Source organism: Paenibacillus agri, from assembly GCF_013359945.1.
GTDB lineage: Bacteria > Bacillota > Bacilli > Paenibacillales > Paenibacillaceae > Paenibacillus_AQ > Paenibacillus_AQ agri.
Map to the genome: position 1 here is coordinate 79,981 of NZ_JABWCS010000215.1, position 19,276 is coordinate 99,256.

11 protein-coding genes are annotated in these 19,276 nt (G+C 46.6%); all 11 read left to right on the forward strand.

Annotated elements, in window-relative coordinates:
- Positions 1-339: 339 nt before the first annotated feature.
- The 11 genes from HPT30_RS19570 to pflB all read left to right on the forward strand — a co-directional run bounded on the left by HPT30_RS19570 (position 340) and on the right by pflB (position 19,071).
- Positions 340-2,646, forward strand: a complete 2,307-nt coding sequence (locus tag HPT30_RS19570) for a glycoside hydrolase family 65 protein (protein ID WP_175373014.1) — start codon at positions 340-342, stop codon at positions 2,644-2,646.
- Positions 2,643-4,928, forward strand: a complete 2,286-nt coding sequence (locus HPT30_RS19575; RefSeq protein ID WP_175373015.1) for a glycosyl hydrolase family 65 domain-containing protein — start codon at positions 2,643-2,645, stop codon at positions 4,926-4,928. Before HPT30_RS19570 ends, HPT30_RS19575 begins: the two co-directional genes overlap by 4 nt.
- Before the next feature lie 74 nt (positions 4,929-5,002).
- Entirely contained in the window at positions 5,003-5,635 is a 633-nt protein-coding gene (pgmB, locus tag HPT30_RS19580) for a beta-phosphoglucomutase (RefSeq protein WP_175373016.1), read from the forward strand.
- Positions 5,636-5,711: 76 nt separating this feature from the next.
- Positions 5,712-6,509 carry an alpha/beta hydrolase gene (locus HPT30_RS19585; protein WP_175373017.1) on the forward strand — a complete coding sequence of 266 codons (798 nt, stop codon included), beginning with the start codon at positions 5,712-5,714 and terminating at the stop codon, positions 6,507-6,509.
- A gap of 279 nt (positions 6,510-6,788) precedes the next feature.
- Positions 6,789-8,582 carry a cache domain-containing sensor histidine kinase gene (locus tag HPT30_RS19590; protein WP_175373018.1) on the forward strand — a complete coding sequence of 598 codons (1,794 nt, stop codon included), beginning with the start codon at positions 6,789-6,791 and terminating at the stop codon, positions 8,580-8,582.
- Between the two features lie 15 nt (positions 8,583-8,597).
- Positions 8,598-9,926 carry a response regulator transcription factor gene (locus HPT30_RS19595; protein ID WP_175373019.1) on the forward strand — a complete coding sequence of 443 codons (1,329 nt, stop codon included), beginning with the start codon at positions 8,598-8,600 and terminating at the stop codon, positions 9,924-9,926.
- A gap of 161 nt (positions 9,927-10,087) precedes the next feature.
- Positions 10,088-10,978 carry a carbohydrate ABC transporter permease gene (locus HPT30_RS19600; protein WP_246317300.1) on the forward strand — a complete coding sequence of 297 codons (891 nt, stop codon included), beginning with the start codon at positions 10,088-10,090 and terminating at the stop codon, positions 10,976-10,978.
- Position 10,979: 1 nt separating this feature from the next.
- On the forward strand, positions 10,980-11,852 hold the full coding sequence (locus HPT30_RS19605) for a carbohydrate ABC transporter permease (protein WP_175373021.1): 873 nt from the start codon (positions 10,980-10,982) through the stop codon (positions 11,850-11,852).
- Between the two features lie 131 nt (positions 11,853-11,983).
- Positions 11,984-13,444 (forward strand): ABC transporter substrate-binding protein, encoded by a 1,461-nt coding sequence (locus HPT30_RS19610; RefSeq protein ID WP_175373022.1) that lies wholly within the window; start codon positions 11,984-11,986, stop codon positions 13,442-13,444.
- Positions 13,445-13,931: 487 nt separating this feature from the next.
- Complete coding sequence (gene adhE / locus HPT30_RS19615) at positions 13,932-16,553, forward strand: bifunctional acetaldehyde-CoA/alcohol dehydrogenase (RefSeq protein ID WP_175373023.1); 2,622 nt, start codon at positions 13,932-13,934, stop codon at positions 16,551-16,553.
- A gap of 256 nt (positions 16,554-16,809) precedes the next feature.
- Positions 16,810-19,071: a formate C-acetyltransferase gene (gene pflB / locus HPT30_RS19620; protein WP_175373024.1), complete on the forward strand. Its 2,262-nt coding sequence runs from the start codon at positions 16,810-16,812 to the stop codon at positions 19,069-19,071.
- Positions 19,072-19,276 lie beyond the last annotated feature (205 nt).

The following is a 19,276-nucleotide window of genomic DNA, read 5'->3' on the forward strand; positions in this document are numbered from 1 at the left end:
AGTGTCGAATTTTTAACATTGTGATTATTTTCACTTCAAATGTGTGAGATTTAATATGATTTTCGCGACATTAGGAGTATAAAGGGTAACTAAGGTGCATAGCAAAACAGCCATTACCATTATACACATATAGTGGGATTTGGTTGTTTTTTTGTTGTCTTTTTTGCAAAAGAGGTTGGTTTGTACACTGGTTTCTCATAATTTCGTATAAATGCACATAACTCTGTTACAGCCGGACATTGGCGGCAATAAAGCCGGACGATATCCTAGAGTTGAGCGTCTGGAGCTCTGTGATTATAAGGGCGGGCGGACAAAACTCAGGAGAAGGAGAAATCATACATGGCTAAAGTAGCGGACAAATATCTAAAGGTGGATCCGTGGGCAATTATCGAAGAGGGCTTCGACACGGAGCGGAACCGGGTTTCTGAATCTATCTTTTCACTAGGTAACGAATACATGGGCGTACGCGGGTACGCTGAAGAAGGATACAGCGGTGACAGTCTTATCGGGAGTTATTTCAACGGTTTAAATGAACAGCTGGACATCGGCAACCATTATAAAGGGATTATTCGCTCCCTGCGGTATATGGTCAATTCCGTGGACTGGCTGCATACACGTATCGCTGTAGACGGCGAACAGCTTGATTTGGCTAAGAGTAAGATTTCGGATTATGTACGTAAACTGGATTTCCGTACGGGCACCTACCGCCGGGAATTTGTATGGCATCTGGAGAATGGGAAAAGCCTGAAGCTTGTTTTCACCCGTCTTGTCAGCATGACTATGTCTCACCTTGGTTTGCAGCAAGTTGCATTTGAGCCGCTAAACTTCTCCGGAAGTGTGGACATCATTGCAGGTCTTGATTTCAATATCATTCATGAAGAGCGCGGCGTGAGCATGTGGAACCCTGTTCGCAGCGGAGAGCAAGATGGAATCTCGGCAATTTTGGCGAGCACTATAAATACCGGCAACAAGCTGTTCTCCAGCTTCACATTGAAAGCTTCCCAACCGATTGAAACAGCACGTGTTGAACGGGAGAAATTCATTGGACAGAGCTTCTCACTGGAATTGACCCAAGGTGAAACTGCACACTTTACGAAGTTTGCTATCAACTGTGCAGACAGCACATCTGCAAGAAGTGCCGAAGAACTGTGGAGTGAAGGCCTGGGCCTGGCTGTGGCGTCATTAAGTCTGGAAGAGCAGGCTGTACTTGCGGAGCAAGAAGCTTACTGGAACGGAATCTGGGAGACCAGTGATATTAGTATCGAAGGAGATCCTGAGAACCAACAGGGTATCCGGTTCTGCATTTTCCAACTGTATCAGACCTACCATGGCGACCATCCGGGCTTCAATATCGGAGCCAAGGGTCTGACGGGTGAGGTATACCGCGGATTGGCCTTCTGGGATACAGAGTCCTACTGTCTTCCATTCTATATGTTCAACAATCCGAAAGCGGCCAAGAGCTTGCTGGAGTTCCGCTACAGAACGCTTCCTGAAGCTATGCAACGCGCCAAAGATGTGGATTGCGAAGGTGCATGCTATCCGATCGCTACCATTGACGGAACGGAAAGCTGTGATCTGTGGCAGCACTCTAACCTGCAGTTGCATGTAGGTACAGCAGTATCCTTTGGTATTTGGCACTATGTCAAGAATACTGGAGACAAAGAGTTCCTATTCAGCAAAGGGGTAGAAATGCTGATCCAGATCAGCCGCTTCTATGCAACACGCGGTCAATGGGGACAACGTACCGGCGAATACGGTTATTTTGGAGTTATGGGACCAGACGAATTCCAACTGATGGTGAACAATAACTGCTATATCAACCTAATGGCTAAAAAATCCTTCGAATTTGCCCTGGAAGCGATTCAGGAAATGAAGGAAAAGGCGCCGTCCGAGTTCGCTGAATTGTCAGCTAAAGTGGAACTGCGTGAGGAAGAACTGGGCGACTGGAGCAACAAGGCAGAAAAAATGAAGATTCCTGTAGACAAGGAAACTGGAGTATATGAGGAGCATGACGGATTCTTTGATATGCCTCACATTGATATTCACTCCATTCCAGTGACAGAATTCCCGCTGTATTCCAACTGGTCGTACGATCGTCTGTACCGCTATGACATGATCAAACAGCCGGATGTGCTAATGTTCATGTTCTTGTATAGTGAGCAGTTCACCAAGGAAGAGAAGCTGGCCAACTATGAATACTATGAGTCAAGATGTATCCATGAGTCTTCGTTGTCGCCATCGATTCACTCTATTCTTGCCAGTGAAATCGGCAAGCATGAGGAAGCGTACAACTTCTTTGAATTCGCAACACGTCTTGACCTGGATAACTATAACCGCAATACCCGCGAAGGACTTCACACAACCTCTATTGCTGCGGCATGGATGAACATTGTGTATGGATTTGGCGGCATGCGTTCCGACGGTGAGCGTCTGTCATTCCAGCCATCCCTGCCTGAGCGTTGGACATCCTACAGCTTCCAGGTAATGTATGAGGGAGTACTGCTCAAGATTGTTGTGAACAAGGATAACGTTAGTCTGAAAGCCATCAGCGGCGGTAGCACGGAGATTATTGTGTACGGGCAACGGATTAAAGTGGATGCCTCCGGTACGGTGCTTCCGCTGGGCGAAGGGATGATTGCAGGTTGAACTGGACAGTTAGAGAAGAGAGCTTCGACAAGAACCAGATAACGACGAACGGGAACAAATATATGACCGGCAACGGCTATATGGGTTATCGCGGCACACTTGAAGAATTCGGCAAGGAGCAGCTGTCCGCGGTGACACTGGCCGGCCTCTATGATAGAGCTGGTGAGAAATGGCGTGAGCCTGTGAACGCTCCGAATGGACTGTTTACGGTCATCTCCTGCAACGGCCAGCCGCTCAGTGTGCTGGATACCGAACCGGTATCCCACATACAGGAACTGGATTTCCGCAGTGCAATCCACCGTCGTGAGACGGTGTACCGTACGCCTGAGGGCGGCACGGTGACCGTTACCGCCGAGCGTTTTGCAAGCATGGATAACCTGCATCTGCTTCTCAGCAAACTAACTGTCAGCAGCACCATCGATTGCCGGATTGATATTGAGACGGGAATCGACGGAGAGGTGTGGGATATCAATGGTCCTCACTTGTTCGAGAAAAAAGAATATGCCGAGGGCGATGTACTGATCTCAAGTGCGGTTTCCGGAGAATTGAACGTTCCGGTTGCTGTGGCAGAAATCGCTGATTTTGGCTTTGGAGAGCAGCAAATTGTGGATGGCCTGGCCATCCGCAAGCTCTTGCTGGATGCCAAGGCAGGCGAAACCTACGAATGGCACAAGTATGTGTCGGTATACACTGGCCTTGACGGCGGTAAAGCACCGGTAGACAATGCTGTAGAGGCTGTTCAGGCGGCGGCTAAATTAGGTTATGATGAGCTGCTTGCAGCACATCGTAAGCGTTGGGAAGATCGTTGGGTGGGCAGTGATGTGATCATTGAAGGTGACGATGAAGCACAGATGGCGCTCAGATACAGCATTTATCAGCTGCTGATCATTGCCCCTACGGAATCGGAGAAGGTCTCCATTCCGGCGCGCGGTTTGTCCGGGCAAGTCTATAAGGGAGCCGTGTTCTGGGATACAGAGATGTTCATGCTGCCGTTCTTCCTGCACAGTGATCCGAGTACCGCCCGCAATCTGATGATGTACCGTATCCACACGCTGGATGGAGCCCGCCGCAAGGCAGCGGAATATGGCTTCCTTGGTGCATTCTATGCCTGGGAGAGTCAGGATACGGGTGACGATGCCTGTACCCTGTTCAATGTGAACGATGTGTTCACTGGACGGCCTATGCGTACTTATTTCCGGGATAAACAGGTGCATATCAGTGCGGATGTTGTCCACGGTATTTGGCAGTATGTGCAGTTTACCGGAGATGACAGCTTGCTGGTGGATGGCGGAGCAGAGGTAATCTGGGAGTGCGCCAGATTCTTCTATTCCTACGCGTTCTACAATCCAGTCAAGAAGCGTTATGAAATTCTGGATGTGACCGGACCGGATGAATATCATGAACGTGTTAACAACAACGCGTTCACGAATGCGCTGGTCAAGGAAAGTCTGGAGATTTCGCTACGGACGGCGGAATTGCTCAAAGAGAAGTATCCTGCCGAGTTTGAAAAATTGACGGCTCAGTTCACAGACGGTCCATTCCTGACCGAGATCGGTTCGATGCTGGAGAGCTTCTATGTTCCACAGCCTGATGAAGAGACGCTTGTCATTGAACAATTTGACCGTTATCATACCCTTGAAGAAGTCACGCTGGCGGATCTGAAATCACGTGTTCTGAATAAAAACGAATATTGGGGCGGCGGCAACGGTCTGGCTACTACAACCAAAATCCTGAAGCAAGCAGACGTTGTGCTCATGATGAACCTGTTCAAGCATTCCTTCTCTAAAGAAGTCAAGAAGGCGAACTGGGAATTCTACGAGCCACGCACCGAGCATGGCTCCAGTCTCAGTCCGTGCATTTATGCGCTGGTTGCTGCTGATATCGGCTCTCCCGATTGGGGATATCCGTACTTTATGCGGACCGCTACAGTGGATTTGACCGGTGAATCAAAGCAATACGTAGGCGATCTTTATATTGGCGGAACGCATCCGGCTGCGAACGGCGGCGCGTGGATGGCAGCGGTACTTGGTTTTGCCGGCGTGCATTTCGACGGTGATACCGTGCATATCAAACCTTCCTTGCCACAGAAATGGGAGGCAGTGGAGCTCCCGGTGGTATTGCGCGGAGGAACCTATACGCTGAGAATCAGCCGCGGAGAAGTAACGATTACGGCTGCAGCCGGCAACAGTAGTGCATTAAACTTTGTTGTAGATGGCGCAGAGCCACAGTTATGCCAGCCGGGCGTGCAGCTGAAACTTCAGACAGCAGGGGCTACGGTATAGCTAGATCAGCGTGCAATTATATTTTCGTATACATTAATAGAGATATGATCAACACATAGAGAGGACAGAATGTCATGCTGCAAAATATGAAAGGTGCCATCTTCGATCTGGACGGTGTCATCGTAGATACGGCGAAATACCACTTCCTGGCCTGGGCAGAGCTTGCCCGTGAGCTTGGCTTTGAATTTACAGAGGAGGATAACGAACGTCTCAAAGGCGTAAGCCGGATGAGATCGCTCGATATCCTGCTGGAAGTAGGCGGTCTTGATTTCCCGGAGGAAGAAAAAATCGCGATGGCAGATAAGAAGAACAAGCTGTACGTAGAGTTCATCAACAAGCTTGATCAATCCGAGCTGCTGCCGGGCGTGAAGGAATATCTTACAGGTCTTAGAGAACGCGGTGTTGGTATCGCGCTTGGTTCAGCGAGCAAGAACGCCATGTTCATTCTTGATAAGCTGAACATTACCGATCTGTTCGATGCTGTAGTTGATGGCAACAAAGTATCTAACGCTAAGCCTGACCCTGAAGTGTTCCTCACCGGGGCTGTTGAGCTTAAATTACAGCCGGAGGAATGCGTTGTGTTTGAAGACGCAGAAGCGGGTGTGGAAGCAGGAAAAGCGGCAGGAATGAAGGTAGTCGGAATCGGCAAGCCGGAAATTCTTAAGGAAGCGGATCTTGTTGTTGCCGGATTGCATGAACTCCTCTAACTTGATAGACTGATGTCATTGTGAGGGGAATTCCCTCATAATGACAAGTCTATGAAGGAAGATTGAGGGATGAGAAATGGAGACCATTCTTTTATGGCCTGACGGTGCTCCCGGAGCTGCGGGTACTAATGACGAGGATTGCCCGGCTATTACACCTTATCTTGTCGAAGGGGACGGCAATGCCGCGGTTGTGATTTGCCCTGGTGGTGCTTACGGGATGCGTGCAGATCATGAGGGGGAGCCCATAGCTATCTGGCTCAACAGCCTGGGCATTTCAGCCTTTGTGTTGCGCTACCGCGTAGCGCCCTACCAATATCCAAGTGCACTTCTGGATGCCAAGCGGGCGATGCGTACAGTGCGCCTACATGCTGAGAAATTCAGGATTGATCCCGCCCGCATCGGGATTCTTGGATTCTCTGCTGGTGGTCACCTGGCCTCCACGGCTGGCGTGTTGTTTGACAAGGGCAATGCAGAGGATAATGATCCAGTGGAACGGGTGTCCAGCCGTCCGGATCTTATGATTCTATGTTATCCGGTAATTTCTATGGATGATCAGGTGGTACACAAAGGGTCCAAGGACAATTTGCTGGGTTCTTCCCCGCAAGATGATTTGGTGGATCTAATGAGCAGCGATCTGCAAGTAGGAACGGACACACCGCCGACCTTTCTGTGGCATACGTCGGATGACGAAGGTGTGTCGGCTCAGAACAGCCTTCTTTTCGCCGCAGCTCTGGGACGTCATGGTATTCCGTTCGATCTGCATGTCTATGCACACGGAAGACATGGCCTAGGCTTGGCTACGGAGGAACAGCATACTTGTGGCTGGACGGAGACTTGCGCTTCATGGCTTGACTTAAACGGATATACGCAATAATAATGTATTAATACGTGTTCAGAGAAGACTGGAGCCGTTCTGACGGGCTGTTCCAGTCTTTTTTTTTGTGCTGTAGTGTGTAACTGAGATTTTCAAATATCCTCCAACAGTTAACGGATAACTGTAAATTTAGCATTCCACTTCTGCAGGCTGGATCATGGCGTAGCTTTTATTTTGTCTTTAGTAGAAAAATAGATACAAATACTCCTAAAAAACTTTAGAATAGACATATATGACGCATATAGCGTTTGTTATAGTATGAAGCTGGAGGTGTGCCTTATGTGGTCAAGACTTGTTAAGCCACTTGTGAAACTGAACGTCAAGCAGCAGTTAATCCTGCTCTTCCTGATTATGATCTCTCCCATTCTGATTCTGAACAGCTACGGCAATTTGAAGGCCGAGGGCATTCTCAAGCGTCATGTTACGAATGCATATGTGGAGCTGAATAAACAGAACTTTACGATTATTAACCGGGATATTGAGACCGTTAACAAAATCACCACCACCATCATTCAGAACCCGCTGATTCAACAGCTGAGCACAAAATCCAATGAAATTGTGATGGATTCGTTCAAGCGTTATGAGGCTATAGAAAAGCTGCTGCTCAGCTACTCCCAGGGTACCGGCAAGGATGATGTTGTTTATTACTCGCTCTATGTATACGATCCGGAGGATAAATATTTCTTTGCCCCGAACTTTCCGCAGGTCAAGAAGGCGGGAGTTTATTTTTTCTCCAAGGAAGAGGAGCCTAGTTGGTTCCAATCGGCGGTGCAGCAGAAAGGGCGGGGCTATCTGCAGTTTATGGACAGACTCAGTGCCCAGGCCGAGAATAACAAGACACTTACCTATGTCAGGGCGGTCAACAACATTTACCGTGGAGAAGGGACCATTGGCGTATTGGTCGTGACTAAAATGGAGTCCAAAATCAGTGAATCGCTGAAATCGATATCCCTGCCTGACGGTGAGATCTACCTCACAGATATGAATAATCTTGTACTTGCTTCTACGATTAACAATTTAGGTGACCATATTGAACTGCCGGAAGGGGCAGAGGAGGGAGATCCGGAAGGCATCGTGGATGTTATCACCAATGATTTTATTTATGTGGTCAATAACAACCATGCCCTGGGTCAGAAGCTTGTCTACAAGGTTCCTGTAAAAGCGCTTTTACAGCAGCAAAATGAGATGAAGAGGGTCATACAATATATCACCATCGCCTATGCGGTATTCGGGCTGATCATTATTACATATTTCTGGCGTTCCCTGATGACGCCTCTGCAAAAGCTAGCCTTTTTCGTGCGTAAATACGAACCTGGCAATCGTGTCCCAGAGACGCCAAGGTGGGGCAGCAATGACGAGGTCAGCGTGCTGATCACTTCCACGTATGATATGGCCCGAAGGCTTAATGGCCTGATTACTTACAAGTATAAAATGGAACTGAAGCAGAAAGAATCGCAGCTGCAATTGCTTTACCAACAAATCAATCCCCATCTGCTATATAATACACTCGAGAGCATATATTGGAAAATATCACTTGAAGGTAATGCGGAATCTGCCGAGATGGTCAAGCAGCTGTCCAAGCTGATGAAGATTAGTCTCAGTCGTGGCAGAGAGTTGATTACACTGGAGGAAGAACTGGAACATGCCTCTGCTTATATCAAGCTCCAGCAGCACCGGTATGATTATGTTTTTCGGGTTGAGATGAATATTGATCCGGATATTAAGAGCAACTTGATTCCGAAGATCACTCTGCAGCCGTTGATCGAGAATGCCATCATTCATGGCGTGAAGAATATGGGGGAAGACGGCGAGATTATTATTACAGCCTGGATGGAGGAGGATTACATCCTTATCTCCATAGAAGATAACGGTTACAAAGAGGTTGATTTTGAGGCAATTATGTGGATTCTTGATGAAGAAAATCCAAATCCGACCAGCGGATATGGCATCCGTAATGTCAACCAGCGTATACATCTGCATTTTGGCCCTGAATATGGTATTAGTTATGCTGCCCGCGCGGGTGGTGGAACCCAGGTAGTAGTCAAGCTGCCGAAATCGGAGAATCACGAATAAAAGGAGAATATCGATATGTTTAATATTTTGGTAGTGGACGATGAGCCGTTGATTGTTAAAGGACTTAGCAGTCTGCTTGCTTCATCCGGTTTGGAAATCGATCATATTTATACGGCAAACAGCGGTTTTGAGGCGCTAGATTGCATACGAATGGAAGATATCGATCTGCTGGTTACGGATATTCAGATGGGCGCCATGAGCGGCATTGATCTGATGCAGCATGCGAAACTGACCAAGCCTTGGGTACAAACCATTGTCATCTCAGCGCATGAGACGTTTCAGTATGCCCAAATGGCGGTACGGCTAGGAGCCAAGGATTATTTGATCAAGCCCTTGAACAGCGAGCAGTTTCTGGACTCTGTACGTAATGTGCTGCTGAAGCTGGATAAGCCTTCACCGGAGCTGGATACGTTCATGTCCGGTATCAGCGAGAGCTTTCGCTTAGAAGAGACGCAGCCGGAATACAGTCAACTGTTGACTGAATTGCTGGCGAATCCGGATAAGGTGCTGGCTGACCCGCGCAGTCTGCAAAAAATAGATGCCCTTAACCTTCAGGGGCCTTTCTTTTCGGTCATCAAGATCAAGCTTCCGTTGTCTGATCCGGGATCAGAGAAGAAATATTGCGCCAATGATAAGCGCCTCTTATGTTATGCAGCCTTGAATATTGCCAAGGAGCTTATGGATCAGGAGTGGAACTCTATTGCTTTTTACTCTCCAGAGGGAGAAATAACGATCATTATCCAGTGGGATGAGAAAAGCTATGAAGAATCTTCCTCGGGCCAGATTAACCGGTTAGATGTTCTCGGTCGCAGTTTGCATTTTAATATTCATAAATATCTGCATCTGCACGCGGTTATCGGGATTAGCCAGATTCTGAAGGGACTGCCGTTTATGAATGTGCTGAACCGGCAGGCTTCAAAGGCTATTCTCTGGAACAAGGAGCATAGCGACCACTATGTGTTCTACTATGGTGATTTTAACTGGAATAATTACGCAATAGATCCTTCTGCCGAAGAACTACATACGCGAAGCAACCTCATCGTCCAGAAAGCGAAGGAATACATCGACGAGAACTATGCGCAAAAAGGTCTGACTATTCACGAGGTGGCGAAGAAAAATCATGTAAGTCCCAACTATCTGAGCTACCTGTTCAAGAAGAATACAGGCTTTAATCTGTGGGAGTATGTGATTAAGCTGCGGATGGAGGAAAGCCGGGAAATGATCCTGAATACGGATCTGCGAAGATATGAAATTGCAGAGCGAGTAGGCTATGAATCGCCGGAACATTTTAGCAAAATATTCAAAAAATACTATGGAATTAGCCCCAGCGAATTGAAGAAGTAAGAACAGTCATTACTTCGATAGATATACACATGTTCAGTACAAGCCTGATTTTCTACAATTTAAGGTAGGAAGCATTTTGCGAAAAAATGCCGAACGAACCAAAGGAATGAGGGAGCTTGATGAACCAAACTGCAGTAGTAAACGAAAACCCGGGGGCACAGATGGAGCGTAAATCGTCCACGCCACAACGGAATGGCCGCTGGAAGAAAAACTTCTGGGGCTACATGTTCCTTGTACCCGCATTTGTAATTTTCATCCTATTCATGTGGGTTCCCATTTTGAAGGGCTTAGTGTACAGCTTTTATCACGTCGATTTCGTTTCAGGCAATACTTTTGTGGGCTTTGACAACTATGCCAGAGCACTTACAGATCCCGATGTATTAACGGCTGTAAAGAATACCCTCTATTACATGGCATTGTGTTTTGTCCTCGGATTTTGGGTTCCAATCGCCTTCGCGATCGCGATCTCGGAGCTCCGCAGATTTGGAGGCTTTGTGCGGGTAGCTGCTTACTTGCCTTTTGTCGTACCAGGCGTCGTGTTGTACGGACTATGGAGATGGCTGTACGATCCGGTTGGACCAATCAATGCGTTACTTGGCACTTTTGGAATCGACCAAATTGCGTTTTTGACTGACACCAGATGGTCTATGATTTCACTCGTCTTTATGGAGACCTGGCAGCAATTCGGTTCAGGGATGCTAATATATCTGGCAGCGGTGCTGAGCATTCCGCGTGACTGGTATGAAGCGGCAGAAATTGACGGTGCTGGTGTATGGGCACGTATTCGTCATATTACATTGCCTTCTATGCGTAATCTGATCATTCTGATGCTTATTTTGCAGGTTATCGGCACTTCGCAAGGGTACCAGTCACAGATGGCTTTGCTTGATGGTGGACCTAACAACACCACGTTGACCTATGCGCTCCTGATGGTTAAATACGCGTTTACAAAACTTGATTATGGAACGGCTACTGCACTAGGCATGCTTATGTTCATCGTCCTGGGCGGTTTGGGCGTCTTACAGTTCAAGCTCAACAAGGAGGACAACTAAGATGAAAAGTGGAGACAGAGGTATATTATCGGAACACGATCTTAAGCAGACCAGTAATAAAATCGTATATGGAATAATGGTTTTGGTTATATGTGCCATGGTGTTCAGCATGTTGTATCCTATACTCATGATGATGTTTAACGGACTCAAGTCCAATACAGAAGTAAACACGTTCCCGCCACACTTTTTCCCGCAGGAATGGCATTTTGACAACCTGAAGCAAGCAATGAACTATATTGATCTGTTTTCATACCTAAGAAACACTATCTATATCTTTGTGGGTAACATGTTAATGACCCTGGTAGTGTTGGGGATGGCGTCGTTTAGTATCTCCCGGATGAATGTACCTTATAAGAAAGCTATTTATTTCTTCTTCCTGATGACCCTGTTCATTCCGGCGAGCAGTTATATGGTTCCAAACTTTGTCAACTTGAAGGAACTGGGCTTGCTGAACCAATACGCAGCTTTCTGGCTGCCAGCAGGTGCGAATACATTCTATTTCCTGTTGCTCAAGAACTTCTTTGACGGTATTCACCCTGAAATCTTCGAAGCCGCCCGGATCGACGGAGCCTCGGAGCCAAGAAGCTTCTTCTCCATCGCAGTACCGCTGTCGGTTCCGATTTTCGCAACACTTGCCATCTTTATCTTCTCTACAGCATGGAATGACTGGTTCTGGCCGTCACTCGTTATGCATAGTGATGACAAGTACACATTGGCAACAGCGATCTATAAGTATGTTATTAACGTTAAGGCACTCAATACCAATATCAAGTTTGCGATTCTTTTCCTTGTCAGTTTGCCGCCAATTGTCGTATTCTTGATCTTCCAGAAGTTCATTATGCGCGGTGTGGCTTTATCCGCTGTCAAAGGTTAAATTTAATGTCTGATTCTACTACCAATCGTAAACTTACACATAAAAGGAATATAAATGCACCTCGTTTGTAAACGATTTCTCTTTTATGATCAATGTGTAAGATAATTATGAAATTGAAAAGGGGAGTTTCAATGCGCAAGTATTCCACTATGCTACTAAGCCTCCTGATGGCCGGTTCGTTGCTTTCCGCTTGTGGCGGTAACAACGGTAATACAGCCAGCGAAAAGGGCGGGGACGCAACTACAGCCCCAACGAATGCCGCAACAGACAATTCAAGCGGCACCGATGCAGCTGCTAAGGATGACATTACCCAAAGAAAAGTTACAATCAAGATTCACTATCCGACACCTGACCTTACGGAAATCAGAGCTCAGGAAGATGACAAAATTAAGCGTTTCCAAGCTGAATATCCAAACGTTGAAATCGTTAAGGATGACTGGCAGTACAACGTAAATGAAATCGGCATCAAGATGGCTGCCAACGAGGCACCAACGTTCTTCAATACCTTTGCTACAGAAGCTAAGTTCCTGGTTGAAAAGGGCTGGGTAGCCGATATCACAGATCTTTGGAACAACTATGAACACAAAGATGAAATTAACCCTGTCCTGCAGAATCAGTTCATCATTGACGGCAAAGTATATGGTGTAACACAAAAAGGTTATGTCACCACTACAATGATCAACAAAAAGCTGCTTGATGAAAAAGGTGTAGCTGTTCCTCCACTTGACTGGACTTGGGACGATATGCTGAACACTGCCAAGGGCGCAGCGGATACTAAAAAAGGTATCTCTGGTATTGCTCCAATGGGTAAAGGTAATGAAGCTGGCTGGAACTGGACCAACTTCCTGTTCGAAGCAGGCGGAGAAATCCAAAATATTGATGGCGGTAAGGTTGTAGCTACATTCAACTCCGACGCTGGTGTGAAAGCACTGGACTTCTATAAGCAGCTTAGATGGGAAGCTAATGCTATTCCTCAAGACTGGGCACTTGGCTGGGGCGATGCTGTAGGCGCGTTCCAACAAAGCCGTACTGCAATGGTTATGGCCGGTTCTGACGGCGTTATCGAGCAAGCCCTGAACCAAGGCGGTTTGAAACCTGAAGAGGTGTTGACGTACCCAATGCCTGCAGCTGAAAAAGGCGGCAAGCACACAGGCGTACTTGGTGGCGACTATCTCGTAATCAACCCGAATGCAACGAAAGACGAGCAAGAGATGGCTTTCCGTTACATCACATTCGACTACTTCTCTGAGAAGGGGCTGGATGCACTTGATGCGGTAATCAAGCAACGTGAAGCAGACGGTAAATTCTTCATTCCGCCGCTTCTTGACTACTTCTCCGCTGATTCTGAATTCGGTAAGAAGACTAAAGCTGTCTATGATAAGTACACAAACGTCTACCAATACAATCCGGAAATCATGAACCTGCTGGACGGTAAGCCAGAAGCTCAGTACAATACTCAGGACTACTATGCAACAATGTCCAATGTCATTCAAGAGCTGTTCTCCAAAAAAGGAACGGATTCCAAAGCTCAGCTTGATGCTGCTGCTAAAACAGTCCAAGAGAAATTCTTCGACGGAATCAAAGTACAATAATCAGACTTCAGCATAATCGCTGTAACTGAATAGCACGAACAAAGGGATGTCCCAGAAACCATGTGAATGGTGAGGGGCGTCCCTTCGTATTATTGGATCAACTAGAGATTACTGGTTGGTCTTTTTTAATAGCCTTTTTTTGTTAGGTATATTTGAGATTAAAGAGTGACCAGGAGTGGTACTGAATGCGTGTGAGGGATTGTGAATCTTCTGTGATTCATGGAGTGCTGAATGAAGAGCAAGATGTTTCTTTTTAGTTATATATAATAAGGAATACGTTGGTTAAAAGCCTAAAACAAGGGGAATTCAACGATTTTTTAAATAAAATATGGTTAAAATACCTGAATATGATTGAATGTAAGCGCTTTGAAACACGTCAAAAAAACTTTATACTTTGTGAAAGATTTCACTATACAAGACGAAAAGTATGTGATAATATGAACATGTAGAGAAAAACAACTCAAAAATTGACAGGAGGACGAGGGACATGGCAGTTAAAAATGAAGTGCCCGCCCAAGTGAAGCAACCAACAGCTGAGGAATATATTCAGACTTTGGTAGATAAAGCCAAGAAGGCTCAAGAAGCGTACATGCAGCTGGATCAAGAGCAAGTCAACACAATCGTTCATGCAATGGCGCTGGCAGGACTCGACAAGCACATGTATCTGGCGAAACTGGCCGTAGAAGAAACAGGTCGCGGGGTCTACGAAGATAAAATTACGAAGAACATTTTCGCAACAGAATATATCTGGCACGGAATTAAATATGACAAAACCGTAGGGGTCATCGAAGACAACTCCTACGAAAGTTTCCAAAAGATCGCCGAACCGGTCGGCATCGTTATGGGTATCACACCGGTAACCAATCCAACATCCACCACGATGTTTAAAGCTTTGATCGCCGCAAAGACACGTAATCCTATTATATTCGGTTTTCATCCATCTGCGCAAGAGTGTAGTGCAGCATCCGCCAAAATTCTACATGACGCAGCAGTGAAAGCTGGCGCACCTGAGAACTGTATCCAATGGATCGAATTGCCTACGATGGACAAAACCAACGCTTTGATGAACAACCCTGACGTTGCACTGATTCTGGCAACAGGCGGATCGGCGATGGTTAAAGCAGCTTATAGCTGTGGTAAACCGGCTCTGGGTGTAGGCCCTGGTAACGTGCCTGCCTTTATCGAGAAGAGTGCCGATATCGACCAAGCGGTAACTGACATCATTCTTTCCAAGACATTCGATAACGGTATGATTTGCGCATCCGAGCAAGCAGTAATTATTGAAGAAGCTATCTTCGACCAAGTGAAGAAGAAAATGATTGCGAACGGTTGTTACTTTGTTAACAAAGAAGAAGCTGGCAAGCTGACTTCCGGCGCAATGAACGTTGAAAAATGTGCAGTGAATCCGGCAATTGTTGGCCAATCTGCAACGAAGATCGCGGAAATGTGCGGAATTCAAGTTCCAGCAGGCACTAAAATTCTGGTAGCTGAACTTGAAGGTGTAGGTACAAAATTCCCGCTGTCTGCAGAGAAGCTTAGCCCGGTACTGGCTTGCTATAAAGTTAAAAATGCTGATCAAGGTATCGAACGTGCTGCCGAGATCGTTGAGTTCGGAGGCATGGGCCACAGCTCGGCTATCCACTCCAACAATGAAGAAGTGATCATGAAATTCTCGAACCGTCTGCAAACCGGACGTATTCTGGTAAACTCGCCATCGACACACGGTGCCATCGGCGATATTTACAACACTAATATCCCTTCGCTGACCCTGGGCTGCGGATCTTACGGACGCAACTCGGTATCGCAAAACGTGACTGCCATCAATCTGATCAACGTGAAAAGGGTGAATCGTCGTACCGTGAATATGCAATGGTTTAAAGTACCCGACAAGATCTATTTCGAAAAAGGTGCAACTCAATACCTTGCCAAAATGCCTGATATTACACGTGTTGCGATTATCACTGACCCTATGATGGTGAAGCTGGGTTATGTGGAAAGAGTTGAACACTACTTGCGTCAACGTCAAACACCAGTAGCCATCGAAGTGTTCTCGGAAGTAGAACCAGATCCATCGACAACTACAGTGGAAAAAGGTACAGCTATGATGAACAGATTCCAGCCGGACTGCATCATTGCACTTGGCGGCGGTTCCCCTATGGACGCAGCTAAAGGTATGTGGTTGTTCTATGAACACCCAGACGCTGACTTTAACGGTCTGAAACAAAAATTCATGGATATCCGTAAACGGGTCTACAAGTTCCCTAAACTGGGTAACAAAGCTAAATTCGTTGCCATTCCTACCACTTCGGGTACGGGTTCGGAAGTTACTTCTTTCGCGGTTATCACGGATAAAACAACTGAAAAACACACCAAATATCCTTTGGCTGACTATGAGCTCACACCTGATGTAGCTATCATTGATCCAGAGTTCGTATACAGCTTGCCAAAAACTGCTGTTGCTGATACAGGTATGGACGTTTTGACCCATGCGATTGAAGCCTATGTGTCGGTTATGGCTAGTGACTACTCCGATGGTCTGGCCATCAAAGCTATCCAGCTCGTATTCCAATACCTGGAGAAATCGGCACTGGAAGCTGATCCACTGGCCCGTGAGAAAATGCACAATGCTTCAACGCTTGCTGGTATGGCGTTTGCCAACGCGTTCCTGGGCATTAACCACAGCTTGGCGCACAAATGGGGCGGTCAATATCACACGGCTCATGGTCGCACCAATGCGATTCTTATGCCACACGTTATCCGCTACAATGCCAAGAAACCAACGAAGTTTGCTTCGTTCCCTAAGTATTCGCACTTCGTTGCTGATGAGCGCTATGCAGAAATCGCCCGTATTTTGGGACTGCCAGCTCGTACCACTGAAGAAGGGGTTACCAGCTTGATCAATGCTATCCGCGACATGAACAAAAAGCTGGGTATTGAGGAGTCGTTCCAACAGCTGGGCTTTGATCCTAAGGATTTCGAATCGCGTGTTGACTATCTGGCTGACCGTGCATTCGAAGACCAATGTACAACTGCCAATCCAAAAATGCCGCTTGTCAGCGAGCTTGCAGACGTATACCGCAATGCTTTCTACGGCAAATTTGACAACTAATACCAAGGGTTTAAGCTAAGAATTCTGTTCCTTGAGAAACTGGATGCTAGTGACAAATATCACCGAAAAGGTGATATTTGTCACAGTCCTTTTTCAGAAAATAAACTAAAATATTTATATAAACAAACAACGATCCCAGTTGTAAAATCACTTTTGTGAATTTTATAACAACCATTAGATGGGGTCGCGAGACACGGGATTAACCTTCAAGCCCGCGATCTCTACAATACTATAAATATAGATGGAGGGATTTAGCATGTCGGTGATTGAAAAAGATGTACAAGAAGTGAAGTCGGGTTGGCGCGGTTTTACAAAAGGTAAATGGTCCAGAAAAGTTAACGTGAATGATTTTATTGAGAAGAACATTACCCCATACCTGGGCAAGGAAGACTTCCTCGCCGGAGCTACTGAGAATACCAAAGAGCTGTGGAAAATTGTTTCTGAAATGACTAAACGGGAAATTGCTAACGGCGGTGTGCTTGATGTAGATGTGAACACTGTATCTACGATCGTTTCACACAATCCTGGTTACATTGACAAAGACAAGGAGCAAATTGTCGGCGTACAGACTGACGCGCCTTTCAAACGTTCCATTCAACCGTTCGGTGGTATTAAAATGATGATCGATGCCTGCAACGCATACGGATTTGAACTTCCGCAAGGCATTGTCGACATGTTCACGAACATTCGCAAAACGCATAACCAAGGCGTATTTGATGCATATACAGATGAAATGAGAGCAGCGCGCAGAGCGGGGATCATTACCGGTCTTCCTGATGCTTACGGCCGTGGCCGGATCATTGGTGACTATCGCCGCGTAGCGCTTTACGGAATTGATTTCTTGGTCAACGAAAAGAAACAAGACCTCAAAAATCTTGAAGTAGATGCCATGAGCGAATCCGTAATTCGTCTTCGGGAAGAGGTCTCCGAACAGATCCGCGCACTGGGCGAACTAAAGAAGATGGCGGCTATGCACGGCTTTGATATCTCCAAGCCAGCTAACACTGCCAAAGAAGCTTTCCAATGGGTGTACTTCGGATATCTTGCAGCAATCAAAGAACAGAACGGTGCGGCAATGTCCCTTGGACGCGTATCCTCTTTCCTTGATATCTATGTTGAGCGCGATATCGCAGAAGGTATTTTGACCGAAGAACAAGCACAAGAATTAACAGACCATTTCGTTATGAAATTGCGTATCGTTAAATTCCTGCGCACACCTGACTACAATGAACTGTTCAGTGGTGACCCTACCTGGGTTACAGAATCCATTGGCGGTATGTCCGTAGATGGTACAACACGCGTTACTAAGAACAGCTTCCGTTTCCTGCACACCCTGTACAATCTGGGACCTGCACCGGAACCGAACTTGACTGTACTGTGGTCCGAGAAATTGCCTGAAGGCTTCAAGAAATATTGTGCCAAGGTATCCATCGAGACCAGTTCCATTCAATACGAGAATGATGATCTGATGCGTCCGATCTATGGCGATGACTACGGTATTGCATGTTGTGTATCTGCAATGCGCATTGGTAAACAAATGCAATTCTTCGGCGCACGTGCCAACCTGGCGAAAGCACTGTTGTATGCTATCAATGGTGGTGTCGATGAAAAATCCGGCGTGCAAGTTGGTCCTGAGCTTCCGCGCATCACTTCCGATGTTCTCGATTATGAAGAAGTAATGAAACGTTTCAAACCAATGATGGAGTGGCTGGCTAAGCTGTACATGAACACGCTGAACGTCATTCACTACATGCACGATAAATATTCCTACGAACGTATTGAAATGGCTTTGCATGACCGCGATATTCTGCGGACTATGGCTTGTGGTATCGCTGGATTGTCTGTTGCAGCAGACTCCCTGAGTGCCATCAAATATGCCAAGGTTAGACCAGTACGTAACGAACAAGGTATTGCCATTGATTTTGAAATCGAAGGTGAATTCCCTTGCTACGGTAACAATGACGATGCCGTAGACAGCATCGCGGTGGATTTGGTTGAATCCTTCATGACAATGATCCGCAAAAACACAACTTACCGTGATTCCTTGCCGACACAATCGGTACTGACCATCACATCTAACGTTGTGTATGGTAAGAAGACAGGTACTACACCTGACGGACGTAAAAAAGGCGAGCCATTCGCACCGGGTGCAAACCCAATGCACGGCCGTGATAAGAAGGGCGCCCTGGCATCCCTGAGCTCTGTTGCCAAACTGCCTTACGAGGATAGCCTGGATGGAATCTCCAACACCTTCTCCATCGTGCCTAAGGCATTGGGTAAGGAAGAAGAAGGCCGCAAATCCAACCTGGTATCCATGCTTGACGGATACTTCGGCAGCAAGGGTCACCACCTGAACGTCAACGTGTTCGCCCGCGAGCAGTTGATGGATGCTATGGAGCATCCAGAGAACTACCCACAATTGACCATTCGTGTATCCGGCTATGCAGTTAACTTCATCAAGCTGACTCGCGAACAACAATTGGATGTAATCAACCGTACGTTCCATGGTTCGATGTAAGACGATAACGAAATTGCTTTGGCTTTAGCTATATCATTATGATACTCGCAAGGAGATGCCGCCCTTGTCACAAGGGCGGTAAAATCTTGTTCTCAATTGGTTAAAATTTTAAATTTCGGGACCGCGATTTTAGGTGACAACAGTCTTTAAGGACAGGGACCTTCTTCGGAAGGAGAGGCTGTGGTCAGTCGTGGAGAAAGGATGA

Excerpts from the sequence above, each read along its gene's own strand:
- adhE (WP_175373023.1), top strand. The coding sequence starts at position 13,932 with ATGGCAGTTAAAAATGAAGTGCCCGCCCAAGTGAAGCAACCAACAGCT.
- HPT30_RS19605 (WP_175373021.1), top strand. The coding sequence starts at position 10,980 with ATGAAAAGTGGAGACAGAGGTATATTATCGGAACACGATCTTAAGCAG.
- HPT30_RS19595 (WP_175373019.1), top strand. The coding sequence starts at position 8,598 with ATGTTTAATATTTTGGTAGTGGACGATGAGCCGTTGATTGTTAAAGGA.
- HPT30_RS19570 (WP_175373014.1), top strand. The coding sequence starts at position 340 with ATGGCTAAAGTAGCGGACAAATATCTAAAGGTGGATCCGTGGGCAATT.
- HPT30_RS19600 (WP_246317300.1), top strand. The coding sequence starts at position 10,088 with ATGGAGCGTAAATCGTCCACGCCACAACGGAATGGCCGCTGGAAGAAA.
- pgmB (WP_175373016.1), top strand. The coding sequence starts at position 5,003 with ATGCTGCAAAATATGAAAGGTGCCATCTTCGATCTGGACGGTGTCATC.
- HPT30_RS19590 (WP_175373018.1), top strand. The coding sequence starts at position 6,789 with ATGTGGTCAAGACTTGTTAAGCCACTTGTGAAACTGAACGTCAAGCAG.
- HPT30_RS19585 (WP_175373017.1), top strand. The coding sequence starts at position 5,712 with ATGGAGACCATTCTTTTATGGCCTGACGGTGCTCCCGGAGCTGCGGGT.
- HPT30_RS19610 (WP_175373022.1), top strand. The coding sequence starts at position 11,984 with ATGCGCAAGTATTCCACTATGCTACTAAGCCTCCTGATGGCCGGTTCG.
- pflB (WP_175373024.1), top strand. The coding sequence starts at position 16,810 with ATGTCGGTGATTGAAAAAGATGTACAAGAAGTGAAGTCGGGTTGGCGC.